The sequence below is a fragment of the Desulfurella amilsii genome (assembly GCF_002119425.1).
GTDB classification, from domain to species: Bacteria; Campylobacterota_A; Desulfurellia; order Desulfurellales; family Desulfurellaceae; genus Desulfurella; species Desulfurella amilsii.
In genome coordinates, this window is sequence record NZ_MDSU01000011.1 from 24,991 (window position 1) to 45,700 (window position 20,710).

A 20,710-nucleotide genomic window follows, 5' to 3' on the forward strand; every position below is an offset into this window, starting at 1 on the left:
CCTATATATTAAAGCCTATCCTTAAAGCACCCCAGTGTTTGCCTTCAAATACTATAGGCACAGAAAGCCTATACATTATCTCGCCTGTGTCTCGTGGGTAAATTTGAACATATACGGGTTGTGTGCTGCGGGCTGAAGCTAAGCTAATGGGGTCATTTAGAAGTCTTTTTGACCTATTGCCTTTTAAGTCTGTTTGGTAATCGCCTGTTAAGGGTTTGTCGTATTTTGAATTATGCGCAGCTAGGTAGCCATTGTTATCTACAACTACAACTGTTGAAAAATTTGCATCCTTTGCTAAAAGTTCATCTTCAATTAACTGTATATAGTCTTTGATGAACTTTGTAAAACGCGTTTCATACTTTTGTGGTTTTGTGTTGGGTATAGCTATGTAGTTTCTATCCCAAAGATCGCTTGATGTTATTATGCCTTTTGCCACCGCATCGCTGAACACAGCCTCAATTTTTTCTTTGCCTATTTGAGCAATTTCATAAATTTTATCTAGATGATGACTGCTGTTTACGTTTTGCAGTATTTTAAAGCCGTTTTCGGCTTTTTTTGCGAATTCAGCGGTGTTTGAACTAATTTGATCGACGCTACTTGATGCATTTTTTAAGTGATCTGTGATTATTTGCATTCTTTGATTAATATCACTTATTAATTTTGATTGTTCTTCTACTGCGCTTGCAATGTTGTTTATCATCTTATTTGCTTGATTAATGTGATTTGTAACATCTAAAAAAGCGCTTATGCTTTGCTCAACAATTTCTTTGTTTTGGACAACCAACTCACCTACCTGTGTATTTGCATCTATAACAGTTTTTACATCATTTTGAACTGTTTTTATATGGTTTGAGATTTCGTTTGTTGCATTAAGCGTATTTTCGGCTAATTTTCTAATTTCATCTGCAACAACGGCAAAGCCTCTGCCGTGTTCTCCAGCACGGGCAGCTTCAATGGCAGCATTTAGCGACAAAAGGGAGGTTTGGTCAGTAATTTCATTGATTACATCAATTATTTCACCTATTTTTGATGAGGACTCATTTAGCTTCATTATATGTTCGCGGTTGCTGTTAATTTTCATCGAAATATTTTCAGTTGTTTCTATAACGCTTTTTGCATTTTTAGAGGATGTTTCTAAAACTTGATTAATTTTGCCCATGTAGTCTACGATTGCAACGGTGTTTTCAGCAATGTTTTTTACGGCGTTGTTTGAGTCATTTAAGCCTGTTTCTATGATTGATAGTTCCTGAAAAGTTTTTTTGACATCGTCATTTGTTTTTTGTGTATCAAAACTTATTTTTGCAGCTGATATTGCAATGTATGTATCATTGGTAAATTTTTCATTAAATATCTCTTTTAGCTGGGTTTTTATGTTGTCCAAAACACTAATAAATCCTTTAAAAATACTATTTAAGTTGATTGTGCTAGTTAAGTCTATACGTTCTTTTTTAAAAAAATTGTTTTTTAATTTGGTTGATTCAACTTTGATTAACTTTATAAACTTGTGTTTTAGCAGAACCCCAAGCAAAACAAAAAAGCCAACAGAAAATAAACAAAAAAGTAAGAAAATCAAATTTTGATTAAAGTAGTAAAATATAGCGCAAAACAATATATATAAAACCATTAAAGCTAAAAACACAATGTCCATATATGCCCCTCCTACTATGATTTACAAACTTATTATATAACTGTTATTAAATATGTCAACGATTTATAATTAACTTAAAGTAAATTTTTTAGCTAACTCAACTGCTTCCTGGGGATCTTTGGCAAACTTCATGTTTTCAATATTCCATGAACACTCAAGGCCAATGACTGTCTTTTGCAAATTAAGTGCAGCAGAGATTTCATTTAACGTGCCAAAACTGCCTTCGATGGCAATCAAGCAATCTACACTTTGCACAATGCAGAAATTTCGCGCATAACCCATACCTGAGGCTATAGGTATTTTAATATATGGATTTGCGTTTTGTTTGTTTTTATCTGGCAAAATACCTACGGTTAGACCACCATGTTCAAAAGCGCCTTTGCTCGCTGCTTCCATAACACCTTCTAAACCGCCGCATACAAGCACAAAATTATTTAAAGCTATGAGTTTTCCCACCTCATAAGCAATTTTTTTTGCTTTTTCAGTTGCCTTTTGAGATCCTATGACGCCTATTAAATACATTTGATTCCTCCAATTTTTCTTTTAAGTATTTTCCCGTAAGCGATTTGGGGTTTTTTGCAATATCTTGTGGCGTGCCTATAGCTATAACTTCTCCACCTTTATCACCACCACCTGTGCCCATATCAATAATATAGTCAGCGCTTTTTAGTATATCTAAATCATGCTCAATAATAATTACGCTGTGGCCATTATCTATTAGCCTGTTTATTACCTGCAATAATTTTTTTATATCGTCTGGGTGTAAACCGCGAGATGGCTCATCAAATAAGTACAGAGTTTTTTTATTTTGAGGAATTATTAGTTCTTTGGCTAGTTTTACGCGCTGGGCTTCACCGCCAGATAATGTTGTTGCGTTTTGGCCTAATTTGATATAGCCAAGACCAATATCTCTCAATACACCTAATTTATTTTTTATTTTTGGAACATTGCTAAAAAACTCATAGGCTTCATCTAGACTCATATTTAGTACATCAGCTATATTTTTATCTTTATAATAAACAGATAGAGTTGATTCGTTGTATCTTTTGCCTGCGCAAGTCTCACACAATACGTACACATCGGGCAAAAACTGCATTTCAACTTTAATATAGCCCTCTCCCTTGCATTTTTCACACCTGCCACCAGCTACATTAAAGCTAAAGCGCGCTGGTGTAAACCCAAGTATCTTTGCCTGCGTAACATTTGCAAATAACTCTCTAATATCCGTAAAAACAGAAGTGTAGGTTGCGGGGTTGGATCTAGGTGTTCTGCCTATCGGCGATTGGTTAATGGCAATAACGCGCTCAATTAATTGAAAGTTTTCGATATCGCCAGACACATTAGAGTCAAAAATTTCGCTATCTGTTAAATTTAAAGAAGCGTCGTCTATTTCTTGAGGAGCTTTTTTATCAAAGGCTTGCTGGATGTTGATTTTTTCTTTTAATTTTGGCAAAAGAAAATCAAAAATCAAGCTTGATTTGCCGCTGCCTGAGACTCCGCTTATGCCTACCAAGCACCCAAGCGCTATATCAATATTTAAATCTTTTATGTTATGTACATTGACATTTTTTAGTTTAATAAAATCTTTGATTTTTCTTTTTTCTGGTATTTCTATCTTTAGTTTACCAGATAGGTATTTGCCAGTTAGAGAATTTTCATTTTCCAGTATTTCTTTTAATGTACCAGATGCGCATACTTCTCCGCCAAAATTTCCGCTTTTAGGTCCAATATCTATAATATAGTCACTATTTTTTATTAAAAACTCATTATGCTCTACCATTAAAATTGTATTGCCTAAATCGCACAACTCTTTTAAAATCTTTATGAGTTTTTCCGTTTCTGATGGATGCAGGCCAATCGATGGCTCATCTAAACAGTATGTTACGCCACTTAGCGAGGTACCAATCTGGGTTGCTAGTTTTACCCTTTGCGCTTCACCGCCAGACAAAGTAGCTGTGTTTCTTGAGAGTGTTAAATAATCTAAATTTAGATCCACAAGGAAACTCAGCCGCTTGATTATCTCGTTTAAAGGGTTCTTTGCAATTTGTTTTTGTGTGGGTGCTAAGCTTTTTTCAAGGTTTTTAAAAAACTCCAACGTTTCGTCTATGCGCAAATTTGTAACATCTATAATATTAAGGCCGTTTATTTTAGCCGACAAGCTTTCTTTGTTTAATCTAAAACCTTTACACTCCGGACATACAACGCTAGCGTGTAAATAGGCATTTTGGCTTGCAAAAAAGATATCGGATTCAAAAAAACGCTCAACCATAGCTATAATCCCGTCAAAATCGCCACTTCCAAAAAGGATATAATCCTTTTGATGACTTGTTAAATCTTTAAACGGCACGTAAACATCTATGCCAAATTGTTTGCATTTTTGCATTGCATAGTCGTTTGCTTGAGCGTATCGAGGCTTTGAAAATGGTTTTACCGCACCCTCTTTTAAGGATAGATTTTCGTTAATCAAAGCCTCTAGTTTTAATTTATTTACAAAGCCCAGTCCGTGGCACACAGGGCATGCACCAAGCGGAGAGTTAAAAGAAAAGCTTTGAGCGTTTTTGGGTGAGTAATTGATATTACACACAGGGCAACTAAATTCAGTAGAATATACATCTTGCGAGTCTTTTTCTACATCTTTTACATATATTGTTTTCGAGTTCTTTAAGGCTAACTCTACAGATTGCTGTATGCGCTCTTTTGAATTTTCATCTACAATGATTCTGTCTACCACAAGAAAAATCGTATGTTTTTTATTTTTATCTAATTTTGGTGGTTCATCAAGCGTGTATTCAATATCATCTACAATAATCCTCAAAAATCCTTGTTTTGCAAGAAGGCTAAACTCTTGAGAAAATTCTCCCTTTTTGTTTATTGCAATGGGGCGCATTATAAGTATTTTTTTATCTTTAAGCTCAAAAATTTTATCAACAATATCTTGCGGTGTTTGCTGCTCGATTTTGCGACCACAATTGTAGCAATAGTATTGCGCTAGATTTGCCCAAATAATTCTTGCATAATCGTAAATTTCTGTTGTTGTGCCAACGGTAGATCGGCTGTTTGATGAAAGTTTTTGATCGATACTGATAGAGGGAGATAACCCTTCAATATGGTCAACATCGCTTTTTTCTAGTTTCTCCAAAAACTGACGCGTATAGGCTGACAATGACTCAATGTATCTGCGCTGGCCTTCGGCGTATACGATATCAAATACAACGGTTGACTTTCCAGAACCAGATGGCCCAACAAAACTTACAATTTTAAATTTAGGAATTTTAATATCTATATTTTTTAAGTTGTGCTGTTTTGCACCTTTGATAAATATATAATCTAACATAAAATTTAGAATTCTTCATGTTCGCTTACGTAGTTTTTATAAAATACATCTAACTCTTGTTTATCCGTTAAGTTTTTAAATGTAGTGGTATCTTTGTGAAACAATAACTGGATTGTACCTGTGGGCCCATTTCTGTGTTTTGCTATATTGATTTCAGCTGTAGTTCGTTCTTCATTTGTTTGAGATTTTTTGTTATATACATCGTCTCTGTAGATAAACATAACGATATCGGCATCTTGCTCAATGGAGCCAGATTCTCTTAAATCGGACATCATTGGACGTTTATTGTCCCTTTGCTCTACCCCTCTGTTTAACTGAGACAGTGCCAGTATGGGAATGTTCAATTCTTTAGCTAATATTTTGAGCGATCTTGATATCTCTGATACCTCTTGAACGCGATTTTCCCTTTTTAAACCTTCAATTAACTGCAGATAATCTATAATCAAAAAATCTATATTGCGCTCAATTTTTAATTTCCTTGCCTTTGTTCTAATGTCAAGACTCGTTATAAGGGAAGAATCATCTATATATATTCGCATATTTCTGGTTTGATCGATAGTTTTTACAATTAAATCCCACTCCTTTGTGCTTAGTTTACCAGATTTTATCTTGTAAAAGGCAATATCGCTCATAGAAGACAAAATTCTCATAGCAATTTGTCTGTATGTCATTTCTAAACTGAATATACCAACTGAGAAATTACCTCTTGTAGCCATATTTGTGGCTATGTTGACAGCAAAAGCAGTTTTTCCCATACTTGGCCTTGCAGCCAATATGATTAGATCGCTTCTTTGAAAACCATTTAGGAGTTTATCTATATCTATGAAACCTGTAGGAAGCCCCGTAACTACCGTGTCTCTTTGTTTTAAGTTTTGGATTAAATCTCTAATCTCATCTCCAATATCGTTTAGAGATTTGTAGCTTTCTGTTTTTTTGGTTGATATATTAAATATCTTTTTTTCTGCAAGATTTAAAATTTCCTCTGTGTTTAGCGTATCTGCATAGCAATTATCGGTAATTTCTTGCGAAGCAAAAATCAATTCCCTTAAGATGCTTTTCTGGTAAATAATTTTGGCATAATATGTTATATTGGAAACATTTGGTAGGTATTCTGTAACTTCTATGAGGTAATCCATGCCGCCAATAGTTTCCAATTGGCTACCCAAATGGTTAGCAATAATGATGTGGTCAAAAGCTATACCTTGAGAGTATAAAGATAGCATTGATTTAAAAATTAGCGCGTTTCTTTTATCGTAAAAATGCTCATGTGTGATGTATTCTAGCGCTTGGCCTATTTTTGAGTTATCTAAAAATAAGGCAGAAAGTAAAGCTTTTTCTGCCTCGTAAGCATTTGGTAGTTCAATCGTGGATGGCTTAATGATAGGTTTCAAGGGTGTATCAATTTTCATTTAAACTGTGCACAATTACTTTAATCGTAGCTTTTATCTCTCTATAAAGCGCTATTGTAACTTCGTATTCTCCCAATTGTTTTATTGGCTCATCAAGTTTTATGCTTTTTTTGTCGACTTCTATTTGTTTTTCTTTTAAAGCCGCATATATGTCGTTTGCGCCAATTGAGCCAAACAATTTGCCACCTTCGCCTGTTTTTGCTTTAATCTCAACTGTTAAACCATCAAGTTGTTCTTTTTTCGCTTGTTCTGTTTGCAGCCTTTTTTGTGTTCTTTTTATTATGCTGTTGCTTTTTTCTTCTATTAGTTTTACATTTTCTTTTGTGGCGGCTAGGGCGAGTTTTTTAGGAAATAAAAAGTTGCGTGCGTAGCCATATTTAACTTCTTTCACATCGCCTGCCAAACCTAAATTCTCTATATCTTCAAGTAAAACAACCTTCATACGCAAATCCCCTTTTGTTTTAGTTTGAAAAGCTTAATCAGCTTTTTAGTTTCGTGTTGATGGTAAATGGCAAAAGTGCCATAATCCTTGCACGTTTAATGCTTGTGCTAAGTTTTCTTTCATGCTTTGCGCATACGCCGCTGGCTTTTCGTGACACAATCTTATACCTTTCGGTTATAAAGCGTGACAAAACCTCTGTATTTTTGTAGTCAATCTCGTCAATGTTGTTTATACAAAAGTAACAAACCTTTTTTCTTGAAAATTTGAATGATTTTTTTCTTTTATTTTTGTCGTTATTTTCCATCTTTACTCCTTTGTTTTCTAAAATGGTACATCTTCATCATCTTCTTGTAGCTTAATATCATCTTTTAAACTATTATTAGCTTGCCCAATAAACTGAAAAGCATTTAATATTACCTCATGCTTTGAACGTTTGTTTCCATCTTTGTCTTCCCATGTACGTAACCTTAAACGACCTTCAATAAAAAGCGGCGAACCTTTTTTACAGTATTGTGCTATTGTTTCTGCTTGTTTGCCAAATGCAATGATATCGACAAATAGTGTTTCAGTTTTTCTATTGCCGTCAGCATCTTTGCCAATGCTAGAGTTTACGGCCAACCCAAATGTTGTAACACCAACATTTGAAGGTGTATAGCGTAACTCTGGGTCTCTTGTAAGGTTACCCATAAGAAAGATCCTATTCAAGTTTGACACTTTGACTCCTAATTAGTTTCGCTTTGTGTTTCAGTGTTTTCTGTTTTTTGAGCCACTAAAGTTAAACGCGCAATATCCTTCTTTAATGTTTTTACCGTCATTTGCCTCAAGATATCGTCTTTTAAGGCAAGAAAACTTTCAATTTGTTTCGGGACTGTTGGGGGTGCCTCATAAAAAAGATTTACATAAATACCTTGCCTGTATTTTTTTATGGGGTAGGCCAGTTGCTTTTTGCCCCATATGGCTTTTTTTAAGACTTTTCCGCCGTTGCTTTCAATTCTTGATACTACATCTAAGAGCATAGTATCAAATTCTTCATCTGTTACATTTGGTTGTACAATGTAGAGAAAATCGTAATGCATCAAACCTCCTTTTGGACTTTGGCTATCTTACCTTTGAAGATAGCAAGGATATAAATCTTTTTTTATTGTATCATTTTTTTAGAAAAAATCAAAAAGTTATTGATTTTTTACTAAATTAATATTTGTTTGAATCCAGTCTAAAAATGGTCTCAACCCCTCATTTTTTAATGCACTAATTTTAAATATTGTTGCGTTTGGATTTAATTCTTTTATTTCATTTTCAACTTTTTTAACATCAAAATTTACAAATTTAGCAATATCCATTTTGTTTATTAATACCACATCTGCTACATTAAACATTGTAGGGTATTTTTTTACCTTATCGTCTCCTTCTGGCGTACTTATTAAAACAGCATTTTTGTGCGTACCCAAATAAAAACTTGCAGGGCATACAAGGTTTCCTACGTTTTCTATTATAAGCAGATCTAAATCAAGAGATATGTGATCGAGTGCCTTTTGAACCATTGAAGAATCTAGGTGACATGTGCCAGATGTATTAATTTGGATAGCTTCAATGCCAAGTGCAGCTATACGCTGAGCGTCTCTTTGAGTATCTAGATCGCCATCAATAGCTGCAATTTTGTACTGTGGTTTCAATGCTTCTACCGTTTGCTCAATTAGTGTGGTTTTTCCAGCACCAGGTGAGCTCATTACATTTAGGCCAAAAATACGATTTTTATCCAACAAGTTTTTAATTTGATTTGCAATGTCATCATTTTTTTCTAGTATCTTTTTTTCTACGACTATTCTTTTCATCCCCCCTCCACATCTACAATTTCTAATTCTTTGCCGTTTATTATTGTAAGCGGCATCTGACAATCCGGACAAATCATAATCAAATCATCCGTATTGTCAAACTCATAAATTTTATTGCAAATATTACACCTTGCTTTTACATTTACATTTATTATGTTTAATGTTGCGTCTTTAATGAAGCTTTCTTCTTTTTTGATGGCTTCAAACGCGAACTCAAGGGCGTCAATCATGACTCCAGACACAGCACCAACTTTTAGGGTAGCGGAAGTTATGCTCAATAGCCCGTTTTGGTCTTTTATGTCGCGTAAAATATCCACGACAGACTGGGCTATTGCCCCCTCATGCATAACTTCCACCAAATTCTTTTATTTGTTCTAATATTAATTGTTCTACTTTTGGCATTTTTTCATTCATTAATGGTGTTAGGGTTGTTGTTAAATCATTTGGACATACCGATAAGGGTTCTATGCCAATTACTACTGTTTCTTTTTCTAAACCCATTAGCGCCACATGGCCTAAGATATCGCCCAAGCCTATCTCATGAATGGAAGAAACGAATGTAATATGAGGTGGAAGCTGTTTAACATTAAATTTGTATATGCTACCTGGCTCGTTATCAGCCCTTATACAATCAACAAATATAAGTTTATCGTTTTCTAAAAAATGTTCAATCAAGAGGAACCCTATGGTTCCCCCATCTAAAATCTTAACATTATCGCTAAATGTGTATTTTGCTTTTAAATCGTTTGCTAAATGAACGCCAAAGCCTTCATCTCCAAGCAGCGTATTACCCAAGCCCACTACGGCAATAGAACTCATTCTTTTTCTGCCTCGTAGCCAGAAATCATTGATGATACTGTACCTTTTTTGTCGCCTACATCATGGGCTAGTATCATATAAACATGTCCTATAAAGAAAACTATAAAAAACCATGTAAGTAATCTATGCAGATCATACACATTCGCATAACCACTCATTAGGCTTACAAACCAGTACAGTGCTTTTTGCATAAAAGACATCCCACGAATGGTGTTTTGACCCATTGTAAACATTACAAGTCCAGAGATAATTTGAAAAATACAGGCAATAATAAATAAAAAGTAAAATAATGACTGAAGCGGGTTGTATTTACTCTTAATTGGCACGCCATAGGGCTTAAATGTGATGTAATAGGAAATAACAGTTTTCCATTCTTTAATATTAAACCATTCAAACAATAAACTTTTCCAATCTGCGTCGTATCTGGAAAAGAAAGCATAATATAGCCTCATTATAATGGCAAACATAAATATGAACCCAAAAGTAAAGTGAATAAACCTAACATCTGCCATAGCAAATGTATTATAAGCTTCACGAGTGCCTGGCGAGTAGATAAACCAGAAAGGATCAGCTATATAAAAGCCTGTGAAAGTCAATACTACTATACAAATGAACGTTGTCCAGTGTATGAGTCTACGTGCAACTGTCCACCTATAGTGCATTTTAACTTCGTTATCCATATTACACCTCGACTTTAAATTCGCGCAACTTGCCAGTGTCTGCATCAATTAAATGTACAGCGCATGCCAAACATGGGTCAAATGAGTGGATGGTGCGGAGAATCTCCAGCGGTTCTTCTGGGTTTGGTACTGGCAAATCCACTAACGAAGCTTCATATGCCCCTTTTTGGCCAATTTCATCCCTTGGAGAAGCATTCCATGTAGATGGTACAACTACCTGATAGTGTTTAATTGTTTTGCCTTTTATTGTAATAAAATGCCCTAGGGAGCCACGTGGTGCTTCAACAAGTGCCACGCAGGCATTTGTTTCTTCTTTTGGAAACTCAAAGCGTGTCCATGTGCTTTCGTCACCTTGCTTTAAATTTGCAATTAAGTCTTTGATAAATATATACGTGCCATCGCAAATATAGGCAGTCTCTAAGGCTCTTGCAGCAGTTCTGCCTACTGTAGAATACATTTGCTCAAAGCTTGCGTTGTGTTTCTTCAAAAATTCATCCAAGCGTTTTCTCATATCTTTATGGTTTGTAGCGTATCCTACTATCCACCTAGCAAGAGGCCCTACTTCCATAACTTTTCTTTTGTATCGAGGGGCTTTTATCCAAGAGTATTTGCCGTCTTTTTTAACTGTGTTGTTGGGGTTTAGGCCCGTATACTGAGGTATTGTTTCTTCAATGCCTGGGTATAAACCTGTCTTCGAGCCTTCGTACCATGAGTGGGCAACGGTTTCTGTGATTGATTTCTCATCTACTGTAGACTCAAATATATTGAGATTTCCATCATATACTACACCTTGGGGCAGGTATCTATACTTTGCTTCCCAATCGTTTGTTTCTGGAAAACCGCCATAGCTTAAGAAATTGTAGTTTCCAATACCCCAGTCTTTTACAAACTCATCTTTGTAAAAATGCACAAGCATGTCAATGTCGGGCAAGTATGCGTTGTATATAAAATTTTTTACACTATCGAGCTTAAATTGGAACTCTGCAAGGCGGTTTGGGTCAAGCATATCCATTACGCTTGATATGCCACCTATGACTAAGCTTTGAGGGTGTGGATTTTTTGCACCATATATTGCTTGCATCTGTGCAACAATCACCTGTGTATGCAATGCATCTAAGTAGTGACTGATCATTACAAGATCAGCTTCCGGGGACATTTTATACAAAGGGTTGCCTAGATAAGCATTTGTAAATGGGCCTAGTTGTCCACTTGCAACAAATTTTTCTAACTTTGCTTTAACTTCTTTGTAATGCGAAACCGAGCCATTATAAGGTGTTTTTGAAAATTCGTAAGCTAAATCTGCAGCCTTTTGTGGATCTGCTTTTAAAGCACCGCCAACGTCAGCCCAATCGAGGCTGTGAAGTGCGTAAAAATGGACTATATGATCGTGCATAAATTGAGTGGCATTAATTAGGTTTCGAATAAGTCTTGCATTTGTTGGAGGTCTTATACCAAGGGCTACTTCTGTAGCCATAGTATTGCCTTCATAGTGAGAGTAAGTACATACGCCACAAATGCGCTGTGCAAGCAAGCCACCGTCTCTAATATCCCTTCCTTGCAGTATAGGCTCTATGCCGCGCCATAATGTACCAGAACTCCATGCATCAGATACTTTGCCATTCTTTATATCAACTTCTATGCGTAAATGACCTTCAATGCGCGTTATTGGATCCACAACCAAGTGTTGGTTAACTTCTTTTGTTGAAATCTTAGCCATTTTTTACCCCCTCTTATTTTTTTTCATCTGGTGTATCTTGGTTATTCTTGTTATTTTTTTCTTCTTTTTCTTTTTTCTTTTGAGCTTTTGCTCTTATAATTGAGCCTGCTGCGTGTACGCCTACTGCACCAATTGTAATACCGGTTACAAGTTCGCCTATTGCATCACTTGTAGCTTCTACACCACCAAATGCTGGTATCCTGATGCCTGCTTTATCATTTGGCTCTTCAAATGGTGCCATTGTATCCCAAAAATCAGGTTCTGAGCATCCAATACAGCCATGGCCTGCGCCTACTGGCCAGTTTGTACCCTGATTGAACCTGTACCTTGGACAGTTATTGTATGTAAGTGGACCCTTACAGCCCATTTTATACAGACACCAGCCTTTTTTTGCGCCTTCATCGCCCCATTCTTGGACAAATTCGCCTGCGTCAAAATGCGCTCTGCGCTCACAGTTATCATGGATTCTGCCGCCATATGCCCAAATAGGCCTGTAGCTTAAATCAAGCGGTGGTACTCTATCAAATAGTAAAATGTGCACTACAGTGCCTATCATATTTACAGCGTTTGGCGGACAACCTGATACATTTACAACCTCACAGCCCAAAATATCATGCACACCTTTTGCGCCTGTGGGGTTTGGGTACGCTGCTTGCACACCGCCAAAGGATGAGCAGGTGCCAAAATTTAGTATATATTTTGCATCTTTTGATATTCTCTTGAGCCTGTGAAGCCCAGTTTCTGCATTTGCACCAATGCGTAGGTATATGCCATCATCTTTTGTGGGTATGCCCCCTTCTACTACTAATATATAACTGCCTTTGTATTTTGCTATTGCTGACTCCAAAGCTTCTTCTGCCCTTTTTCCTGATGCCATCATAAGCGTGTCGTGAAAAGCTAAGTTAATCGTGTCAAAAATTACCTGCTCAATGCTAGGGTTTATAGTCCTTAAGAAAGCTTCAGTACAGCCCGTACATTCTGCAAAGTGCAGCCAGATAACCGTAGGTCTTTGAGCAATTGCTGCTACTGCTTTTGCAACGCGCGGCTCAAATATGGGTGGCAGACTCAAGGCAGCTGTAATCATAGATGTCCATTTTAAAAAATCCCTTCTTGAAAAACCAGCTTCTTTGAGTTTGGTGTAGAATTGTTGCTCTCGCTCTTTTGAGCAACCGTTTTTTAGACGCTCATCTACTTCAGACAACAATGCTTCATAGCTAAGACTGTCTTTTTTCATAGCCAACTCCTCTTTTGCATATATTTACAAATTGTTTTAGGTAATAAGTTTGGGTTTGTCAATAAAAAAATTAATTATTTCTAATTATATATTTGTCATATATTTGTCATTAAATATGCAATAATATATATGAAATTAAATACAATTATGATAAAATTGTATTGACATTGAATAGTAATGTTATTAGGATGGCAATTGTAAGAGAGAGGGGGGATTTTTGTGGGTGATATTTTAACTGCATCATTTAAATATTTAATTTGTTCACTAAATGTTAGCAATTAAAGTTAAAATATATGGTATTGTGCAAGGTGTAGGTTTTAGACCTGTTCTTTATAACATATTTAAGAGCTATACAGGCTGGGTGCGCAACTCATCGTGCTGTGTTGAATTGTATATAGAATCAGCAAAGCCAATAAATATTGAAAGAATTATCATTAAAAATAAGCCTAAAAATGCTTTTATAAGATCGATAGACTACAGCGTCCACAAAATAAAAAAATGCGCTTACAGAAGCTTTGTAATTAAATATAGCCAAGAAAAAAATAACCAAAAAAATATCAATATAACGCCCGATTGGGGCATGTGTAAAAGTTGTCAAAAAGAATTGTTTGACATTACAAACAGGCGCTACCTTCACCCCTTAATCACATGCACAGATTGCGGTCCTCGTTTTAGTATTGCAAAAGATGGTTTGTTTGATAGACTAAATACCACAATGAGTGCCTTTGAAATGTGCAATGCGTGCACTAAAGAGTATACCGATAGCAGCCAAAGGCGTTTTCATGCTCAAACTATCTCGTGCAAACAATGCGGTCCTCGCTATTTTTATGTAAAAAACAATCAAGCTGTGCTAAAAGATATCCAGGCAATTCAAAAAGCAGCTATTGATTTAACAAGATCTAAAGTTGGTTTGCTAAAAGGCATAGGCGGGTATCATTTAATTTGCAATTGCTTAGATAAGCTGGCCGTTGAAAAAATAAAATACATAAAGCACAGAGAAGAAAAGCCTTTTGCTGTAATTGTAAGAGATATTGAGACTGCAAAAAAATACGCTTATCTACAAAAAAGCGAAATTGATATATTAGAATCTCAAATAAAACCCATATTGCTTGCAAAATCCAAAAATGATTATTTAAAATTAGTAAACCTTGAAAGTCCTTTTGTGGGCATAATGCTGCCATATGCACCGATTCATCTACTTTTGTTTTATTTTTCACGCCTGGATTGCCTTGCAGCAACAAGTGCGAATTTAAGCGAGTCTCCACTCATTTATAAAGATAGTGATGCTGTTAATTTTAGTGGTGTAGATTTTGTGCTGCTTCACAATAGGAAAATTTTAAGACCCATTGAAGACTCCATTGTACATTTTTCTCTAAACAAGCAGTTAATCTATCGATATGCAAGAGGGTTTGCGCCCTCACCGTTTTACCTAAAAGGCGTAAAACCCAATATTTTAGCGCTAGGTGCAGATATGAAGAATAATATTGCAATAACACTAAAAGATACGATAGTTTTATCCCAATACACGCCTGATTTGTCAAATTACGAAAACTACGAGCAATTTAGCAGGAAAGTTAATGATTTTTTATCATTTTTTGACATAAAAAAAGTCGATTTAGCTATATGTGACAAACATCCAAATTACCTATCAAGCAGTTATGCAAGAGAGGCATTTCCTTGCGTAGTTGAAACACAGCACCACAAGGCACACTTCGCAAGTGTTTTAATGGAAAATGATTATTATGGCGATTGTGTTGCAGTAGTGCTTGATGGGACAGGTTTTGGCGATGATGGCAATATTTGGGGTGGTGAGTTTTTTGTTAAAGAGAAAACGCTAATAAAACGCATTGGCCATATTAAATACTTTCCCATTTTTTTTGGCGACAAAGCCATAAAAGAGCCATACCGCATAGCAGCCTCATATATGTATGAAGTTACAAAAGATATTGAATATGTAAAATTTTTGTTTCCTGAGTACAAAGATGTAATTTCGCTAATACCAAAACTAAAACCAGCGCTTACAAGCTCGGCTGGAAGGCTGTTTGATGCAGTTAGCGCCTTGATTAATATAAAGCACAAAAATACTTTTGAAGCACAATCTGCTATGCTTTTGGAATATGAGGCAGAAAAACACAAATCAACAAAAATACTTGATTATAAGATCAATGATTTTATTATTGATTTTTCAGAAACACTAAAAACAATAGCAAAAAGGCGAGATTTATTATCCGCTAGAGTTTTTCACAATACGTTTACACAAGCCATATTTGAAAACGTCCTATCAATATCAAAACACACAGGTATAGATACTATAGCGCTAGGCGGCGGAGTCTTCCAAAATAGTTTAGTTTTTGCTGGCCTTTATAAAAAATTAATTAAAGCTGGCTTAAAGGTTATGTTTAACTCAAGATTTCCAATAAATGATGGCTCGATTGCTATCGGCCAGATCTATTTAGCGAAGGAGGGGATATGTGTATAGGTATACCAATGCAGATTGTTGAAGTTTACGAAGACGGAATAAGCGGTGTGATTGAGGCAGGTGGAACAAAAAAGCACTGTTTTTTTATGTTGATAGACAACCCCAAAGTAGGCGATTATGTGCTTGTACATGCAGGAAACGCTATATCAAAGCTTGACGAACAAGAAGCAAAAGAAAATTTAGAACTCATAGAGCAGTGTCTTTTGGGGGCAAAAGGTGCAGTGGAGTAAATTTAAAGACAAAGACTTAGTTTTATCGCTTGCCCATGGTATTAAACAAAAAGCAAAGAAATTTGATAGATTGCGCATTATGCATGTATGCGGCACACATGAAAATGCTATTGCAAGGTACGCACTTCGGGATTTATTGCCGAATAATATCAAATTGCTAGCAGGGCCCGGCTGCCCTGTGTGTGTTACAAGCTCAAAAGACATAGATGCTATTATTAACTATGGCATAAAAAACGACTGTACAATTTTGACATTTGGCGATATGCTTAGGGTCAAAGGAAGCGCTTACTCATTATTAAGTGCAAGCAAATTAGGTTTGTATGTAAAAATGGTATATGGTTTGGATGAGGCTATTTACTATGCAAAACAGGCTAAAAAAGATGCAATATTTTTTTCTGTGGGGTTTGAAACCACAGCAGCGCCTGTTGCAAGCATAATAAAAAGCGTAAATTTACCAGAAAATTTGAGTTTTTTTAGCGTGCACAAATACACACCAAATGGCGTATTAGAATTGCTAAAAGCTGGAAAACTAAACATTGATGCGCTAATTTTACCAGGCCATGCAAGTATAGTCTCGGGTCTTGCACCGTATGAAAAAGTTGCCAGTAGTTTTAATCTCCCATGCGTTGCAGCGGGTTTTGAGCCAGTCGATGTCTTAGGCGCCATACTAATGATTATAAATCAGCTTGAGGATAATATTTGTAAAGTGGAAAACGAGTACGAGCGGCTTTTAAACTATGAAGGCAACAAGTTAGCGCAGAAAGCACTCAATGATATTTTCGATATAACAGATAGTATATGGAGAGGGCTTGGTATAATAAAAAACAGTGGATTTGAGTTTAAAAAAACTTACAATTACTTAAATGCAAAGTTAAAGTTTAACATTCCATTTAGCGATAGCTATACAGAAGAGCAAAAAGGTTGCAGATGCGCAGAAGTGATATTGGGCACTATAGAGCCGCCACAGTGTCCTATGTATGCTAAAATATGTAACCCGCATAATCCTGTTGGGCCTTGTATGGTTTCAGATGAAGGTACCTGCAGAAACTGGTGGGAGGTTAAAGGTGACATTTGATAAAATCACAATGGATCATGGCTCTGGTGGCAAGCTTACGCTCGAGCTGATAGAAAATATTTTTAAAGCAAACGCAGGCTTAGATAGTGCAATTTTAGGCGATATAGCATTTACAACCGATTCACATTCGATAACCCCACTTTTCTTTAGAGGGGGAGATATTGGTAAATTATCGGTTAGTGGTACTATGAATGATTTATTATGTGTAGGTGCAAAACCTATGTATTTATCAAGTGCTTTTATTATGGAAGAAGGTTTTTTAATTTCGGATTTAAAAAAAATTGTCCAATCAATGCTTAGCGAAGCAAAAAGCGCTAATGTCGAGATTGTCTGTGGAGACACAAAGGTTATAGAATCAAATAAAGGCTTTTATGTTAATACTTCTGCTATAGGTAAAATTATAAGGCCGATAGATGGCTCAAAAATAAAAGAAGGCGATAAGATAATTGCCACAGGCAATATAGGTGAGCATGGTTTTGCAATACTAAACGAAAGAGAAAATCTTCAATTAACTTCACATTTAGCATCTGACTGTGCAGAACTAACTGGTCTTATCTTGCCAATTATTGAATCTGATCTAGAAATACACTGGATGAGAGATCCTACGCGTGGTGGGCTTGCTATGTGTTTAAACGAGTTATGCTATAAAAGGGATTTTGGTGTTGAAGTATTTGAAGAACTTGTACCTATTTCTCAAGAAGTATTATCCATTTCTGAGATGCTCGGTATTGAGCCATACTACAGTGCAAATGAAGGCAAAATGGTAATAGTTGTACCTCCAAAAGATGCATCAAAAATTCTAGATTTACTCCATAAACACCCACTGGGCAAAAATGCTAGTTTAATTGGCGAGATTACAAAAGATCACCCTCAAAAAGTATTGCTTAACTTAAGCTATGGCACAAAAAGACTGCTTTCTATGCCTATTGTAGAAAAAATGCCAAGGATTTGTTAAAACTTGACTTTTGAGTTTTATTGTGATAGATTATTTAAAATTGGTGCAGGCTGTACAAAAGGTCTCATCGGAAATTCTTTTTTGGAGTGTGTTTTGTGAATACGAACAAGTTGTACGTAGGTAATCTAAATTACCAAACAACGGAAGAGAAACTTAAAGAAGTTTTCTCAGGTTATGGCAGTGTGGTATCGGTAAAAGTTATTGAAGGTAAAGGTTTTGCCTTTGTAGAGATGGAATCAAAAGATGATGCTCAAAAGGCTAAAGATGCTCTAGACAACACAGACTTAGACGGCAGAAACATCAGGGTCGATGAAGCAAAACCTAGGGAGTCAAACCCAAGACCAAGATCTAACTACTCTAACTCAAGAAACAGATTTTAATCCTCTTTTAAAGCAGGGCTTGATAGCCCTGCTGATATATTTTACTTGCCTTAAAACTTAAATTCTTCTTAAAAAACCATAAAAAATTGAAAAAACATAAATTTGGGGTATAATTAATTAATAAGTTAATGAGGAGGTCTTTTATGGCAAAACGAATCAGAATTGAACCTTCAAAGTGTATTGGTTGCAAAACGTGCGAGCTTGCCTGTTCCTTTAAGCATCAGGGGATGTTTGCGCCAAGCCTATCGCGTATCTACAACGAGGTATTTTTAGAAGAAGCATCGTTTATAACAGTTACCTGTCAGCAGTGCGATGATCCGTGGTGTGCTAGGGCGTGCCCATCGCAAGCTATTGTAAAGCACCCAGATACGGGTGTTGTAGAGGTGATTGAGGAAAAATGCGTAGGGTGCAGAACATGCGTAAGTGCGTGTCCATTTGGTATGATAAAATATGTGGAGTACAAGCAAAAGGCAGACAAATGCAACCTTTGCGGCGACGATTTCCCAGAATGTGTGGCATTTTGCCCAACAGGCTGTCTAACTTTTGAGGAAGAGGATGCACCTCTTAGGACTAAAATATTAAATTATGTAAATGCCGTAAAAGAAGGGCAATTGGAGGTGTAGTATGTTAGGTGGATGGATAGGAAATGTTTTAAGGATAAATCTCTCAAAGATGACATATAGCTTTGAACCACTAAATTACGAGTGGGCAAAGCTGTACTTAGGCGGCAGAGGATTGGCTTCTAAATATTTTATAGAAGAAGTTGACCCAACAGTGGATCCGTTTTCTGAAGACAACAAACTTATTTTATCTCCAGGCCCTTTAACTGGCACATACGGTGCAGCAAATGGCCGCTATATGATGATTACAAAATCGCCGCTTACTGGTACAATCGCCTCTTCAAACTCTGGAGGTTATTTTCCTGCTGAGTTAAAATACGCAGGCATTGACCTAGTAATCATAGAAGGCAAAGCCGCTCATCCTGTATACATAACAATCTACAATAACCAGGTAGCTATAAAAGATGCCTCAAAGATCTGGGGTAAAAATTCAGATGAAGTAGAAGATTACCTGCATTCTACCTTCCACAGGGATGCCAAAATCGCTTCCATTGGTCAAGCTGGCGAAAGGCAGGTACTGTTTGCTGCTATTATGAATGATAAGCACAGGGCAGCAGGCAGAAGCGGTGTAGGTGCTGTAATGGGCTCTAAAAACCTAAAAGCCATAGCCGTAAGGGGTACATTGGGTGTTAAAGTAGCAGATAGGGTAAAATTTAGAGAGGCAGCAACAGATGCATTTCGTGCAATAAAAGAATCACCCGTAACCGCAGCTGGTCTTCCAGCATACGGCACAGCGGTACTTGTAAATGTCATTAACCAAAACGGTTTATTCCCAACAAGAAACTTCCAAGAAGATGTTTTTGAAGATGCAGAAAAAATCTCAGGCGAGACACTGGCTAAACAGCTGCTTGTTAGAAACAAGGCTTGCATGTCTTGCATGATTGGGTGCGCTAGGGTAACAAAATTGGCTGATCCCAGATACAAGGCTCAAACAGGCGAGGGACCAGAGTATGAGACCATATTTGCTTTAGGCTCAGACTGCGGTGTATCGGATTTAAGCGCTATAACAAAAGCAAACTATTTATGCAACGAGTACGGCATGGATCCAATAAGCGCAGGCACTACCCTAGCATGCGCTATGGAGATGTTTGAAAAAGGTATAATCCCCCAAAGCGATATAGGAATGCCACTGAAGTTTGGCGATGCTGATTCACTTGTTAAAATGATTGAGCTAACGGGGAAAAGAGAAGGTTTTGGGGATAAGCTTGCGCTGGGCTCTTACAGGCTTGCAAGCCTCTATGGACATCCAGAGTTTTCCATGAGCGTTAAAAAACAGGAATTCCCAGCATACGATGGACGTGTAGCACAAGGCATGGCTTTGGAGTATGCCACTTCAAACCGCGGTGCTTGCCATGTAAGAGGCTATATGATATCGCCAGAGATTATGGGCGTGCCCGAAAAACTTGACCCACACACAACAGAAAACAAAGCATTCTGGACAAAAACATTTCAGGATGTAACAGCCGTTGTTGACTCTGTGGGTATGTGTTTGTTTACTACATTTGCAATAAACATAAACCACATAACAAACCTCTTTACCAGTGCAACAGGACTTGATTATACGCAAGATGATATGATGAAAGCAGGAGAGCGCATATACAACCTGGAGCGCTTATTTAACCTAAACGCAGGCATTGAGCCATCTGAAGATACGCTGCCAAAAAGACTCCTTGAAGAGCCAGTTAAACAAGGCCCTGGAAAGGGAATGGTGGCAAAGCTTTCTGTGCTTTTGCCTGAGTACTATAAAGAGCGCGGTTGGGGCTTAGACGGCATACCAACACAAGAAAAGCTCAAAGAACTCAATATTGCATAAATTATGGGCGCGTTTTTTTAAGCGCGCCTTTTTTAGTGGGGGG

The 20,710-nt window shown here is 36.7% G+C and carries 21 protein-coding genes; 7 read left to right on the forward strand and 14 right to left on the reverse strand.

What is annotated here, in order from left to right; all coding sequences use genetic code 11:
* Position 1 precedes the first annotated feature (1 nt).
* The 14 genes from DESAMIL20_RS02450 to DESAMIL20_RS02515 all read right to left on the reverse strand — a co-directional run bounded on the left by DESAMIL20_RS02450 (position 2) and on the right by DESAMIL20_RS02515 (position 13,115).
* Positions 2 to 1,648, reverse strand: coding sequence for a methyl-accepting chemotaxis protein (locus DESAMIL20_RS02450; RefSeq protein ID WP_086033237.1), 1,647 nt, complete (start codon positions 1,646 to 1,648; stop codon positions 2 to 4).
* A 69-nt stretch (positions 1,649 to 1,717) separates the two neighbouring features.
* Positions 1,718 to 2,170: a TIGR00725 family protein gene (locus tag DESAMIL20_RS02455; RefSeq protein ID WP_086033238.1), complete on the reverse strand. Its 453-nt coding sequence runs from the start codon at positions 2,168 to 2,170 to the stop codon at positions 1,718 to 1,720.
* Positions 2,130 to 4,982: an excinuclease ABC subunit UvrA gene (uvrA, locus tag DESAMIL20_RS02460; RefSeq protein ID WP_086033239.1), complete on the reverse strand. Its 2,853-nt coding sequence runs from the start codon at positions 4,980 to 4,982 to the stop codon at positions 2,130 to 2,132. The genes DESAMIL20_RS02455 and uvrA overlap by 41 nt, the downstream gene beginning before the upstream one ends.
* Before the next feature lie 5 nt (positions 4,983 to 4,987).
* Positions 4,988 to 6,373, reverse strand: a complete 1,386-nt coding sequence (dnaB, locus tag DESAMIL20_RS02465) for a replicative DNA helicase (RefSeq protein WP_204218553.1) — start codon at positions 6,371 to 6,373, stop codon at positions 4,988 to 4,990.
* A gap of 7 nt (positions 6,374 to 6,380) precedes the next feature.
* A complete protein-coding gene (gene rplI / locus DESAMIL20_RS02470) occupies positions 6,381 to 6,833 on the reverse strand; it encodes a 50S ribosomal protein L9 (protein WP_086033241.1) in 453 nt (150 codons plus the stop codon).
* Between the two features lie 37 nt (positions 6,834 to 6,870).
* Positions 6,871 to 7,137 carry a 30S ribosomal protein S18 gene (gene rpsR / locus DESAMIL20_RS02475; protein WP_086033242.1) on the reverse strand — a complete coding sequence of 89 codons (267 nt, stop codon included), beginning with the start codon at positions 7,135 to 7,137 and terminating at the stop codon, positions 6,871 to 6,873.
* Positions 7,138 to 7,154: 17 nt separating this feature from the next.
* Positions 7,155 to 7,547 carry a single-stranded DNA-binding protein gene (locus DESAMIL20_RS02480; RefSeq protein WP_086033243.1) on the reverse strand — a complete coding sequence of 131 codons (393 nt, stop codon included), beginning with the start codon at positions 7,545 to 7,547 and terminating at the stop codon, positions 7,155 to 7,157.
* A gap of 8 nt (positions 7,548 to 7,555) precedes the next feature.
* On the reverse strand, positions 7,556 to 7,909 hold the full coding sequence (rpsF, locus tag DESAMIL20_RS02485; protein ID WP_086033244.1) for a 30S ribosomal protein S6: 354 nt from the start codon (positions 7,907 to 7,909) through the stop codon (positions 7,556 to 7,558).
* A 96-nt stretch (positions 7,910 to 8,005) separates the two neighbouring features.
* Positions 8,006 to 8,665 carry a hydrogenase nickel incorporation protein HypB gene (gene hypB / locus DESAMIL20_RS02490; protein WP_086033245.1) on the reverse strand — a complete coding sequence of 220 codons (660 nt, stop codon included), beginning with the start codon at positions 8,663 to 8,665 and terminating at the stop codon, positions 8,006 to 8,008.
* A complete protein-coding gene (locus DESAMIL20_RS02495; protein WP_086033246.1) occupies positions 8,662 to 9,012 on the reverse strand; it encodes a hydrogenase maturation nickel metallochaperone HypA/HybF in 351 nt (116 codons plus the stop codon). Before DESAMIL20_RS02495 ends, hypB begins: the two co-directional genes overlap by 4 nt.
* Entirely contained in the window at positions 9,005 to 9,484 is a 480-nt protein-coding gene (locus DESAMIL20_RS02500) for a HyaD/HybD family hydrogenase maturation endopeptidase (RefSeq protein WP_086033247.1), read from the reverse strand. The genes DESAMIL20_RS02495 and DESAMIL20_RS02500 overlap by 8 nt, the downstream gene beginning before the upstream one ends.
* Positions 9,481 to 10,164 carry a Ni/Fe-hydrogenase, b-type cytochrome subunit gene (cybH, locus tag DESAMIL20_RS02505; RefSeq protein WP_158090489.1) on the reverse strand — a complete coding sequence of 228 codons (684 nt, stop codon included), beginning with the start codon at positions 10,162 to 10,164 and terminating at the stop codon, positions 9,481 to 9,483. Before cybH ends, DESAMIL20_RS02500 begins: the two co-directional genes overlap by 4 nt.
* A gap of 1 nt (position 10,165) precedes the next feature.
* Entirely contained in the window at positions 10,166 to 11,881 is a 1,716-nt protein-coding gene (locus tag DESAMIL20_RS02510) for a nickel-dependent hydrogenase large subunit (RefSeq protein WP_086033249.1), read from the reverse strand.
* Between the two features lie 13 nt (positions 11,882 to 11,894).
* Positions 11,895 to 13,115: a hydrogenase small subunit gene (locus tag DESAMIL20_RS02515; RefSeq protein ID WP_086033250.1), complete on the reverse strand. Its 1,221-nt coding sequence runs from the start codon at positions 13,113 to 13,115 to the stop codon at positions 11,895 to 11,897.
* A 268-nt stretch (positions 13,116 to 13,383) separates the two neighbouring features.
* On the opposite strand from DESAMIL20_RS02515, the gene hypF reads away from it, so the two are divergent.
* From hypF to DESAMIL20_RS02550, 7 genes are all read left to right on the forward strand, one after another.
* A complete protein-coding gene (gene hypF, locus DESAMIL20_RS02520; protein ID WP_086033251.1) occupies positions 13,384 to 15,594 on the forward strand; it encodes a carbamoyltransferase HypF in 2,211 nt (736 codons plus the stop codon).
* Positions 15,585 to 15,824 (forward strand): HypC/HybG/HupF family hydrogenase formation chaperone, encoded by a 240-nt coding sequence (locus DESAMIL20_RS02525; protein ID WP_086033252.1) that lies wholly within the window; start codon positions 15,585 to 15,587, stop codon positions 15,822 to 15,824. The genes hypF and DESAMIL20_RS02525 overlap by 10 nt, the downstream gene beginning before the upstream one ends.
* Entirely contained in the window at positions 15,811 to 16,899 is a 1,089-nt protein-coding gene (gene hypD, locus DESAMIL20_RS02530; protein WP_086033253.1) for a hydrogenase formation protein HypD, read from the forward strand. The genes DESAMIL20_RS02525 and hypD overlap by 14 nt, the downstream gene beginning before the upstream one ends.
* Positions 16,889 to 17,854 carry a hydrogenase expression/formation protein HypE gene (hypE, locus tag DESAMIL20_RS02535; RefSeq protein WP_239393373.1) on the forward strand — a complete coding sequence of 322 codons (966 nt, stop codon included), beginning with the start codon at positions 16,889 to 16,891 and terminating at the stop codon, positions 17,852 to 17,854. The genes hypD and hypE overlap by 11 nt, the downstream gene beginning before the upstream one ends.
* Positions 17,855 to 17,949: 95 nt before the next feature.
* Positions 17,950 to 18,234: an RNA recognition motif domain-containing protein gene (locus DESAMIL20_RS02540; protein WP_086033255.1), complete on the forward strand. Its 285-nt coding sequence runs from the start codon at positions 17,950 to 17,952 to the stop codon at positions 18,232 to 18,234.
* Between the two features lie 143 nt (positions 18,235 to 18,377).
* Positions 18,378 to 18,857: a 4Fe-4S dicluster domain-containing protein gene (locus tag DESAMIL20_RS02545; protein ID WP_086033256.1), complete on the forward strand. Its 480-nt coding sequence runs from the start codon at positions 18,378 to 18,380 to the stop codon at positions 18,855 to 18,857.
* 1 nt (position 18,858) lies between these two features.
* Positions 18,859 to 20,667, forward strand: coding sequence for an aldehyde ferredoxin oxidoreductase family protein (locus DESAMIL20_RS02550; RefSeq protein ID WP_086033257.1), 1,809 nt, complete (start codon positions 18,859 to 18,861; stop codon positions 20,665 to 20,667).
* The last annotated feature ends 43 nt before the right edge of the window (positions 20,668 to 20,710 follow it).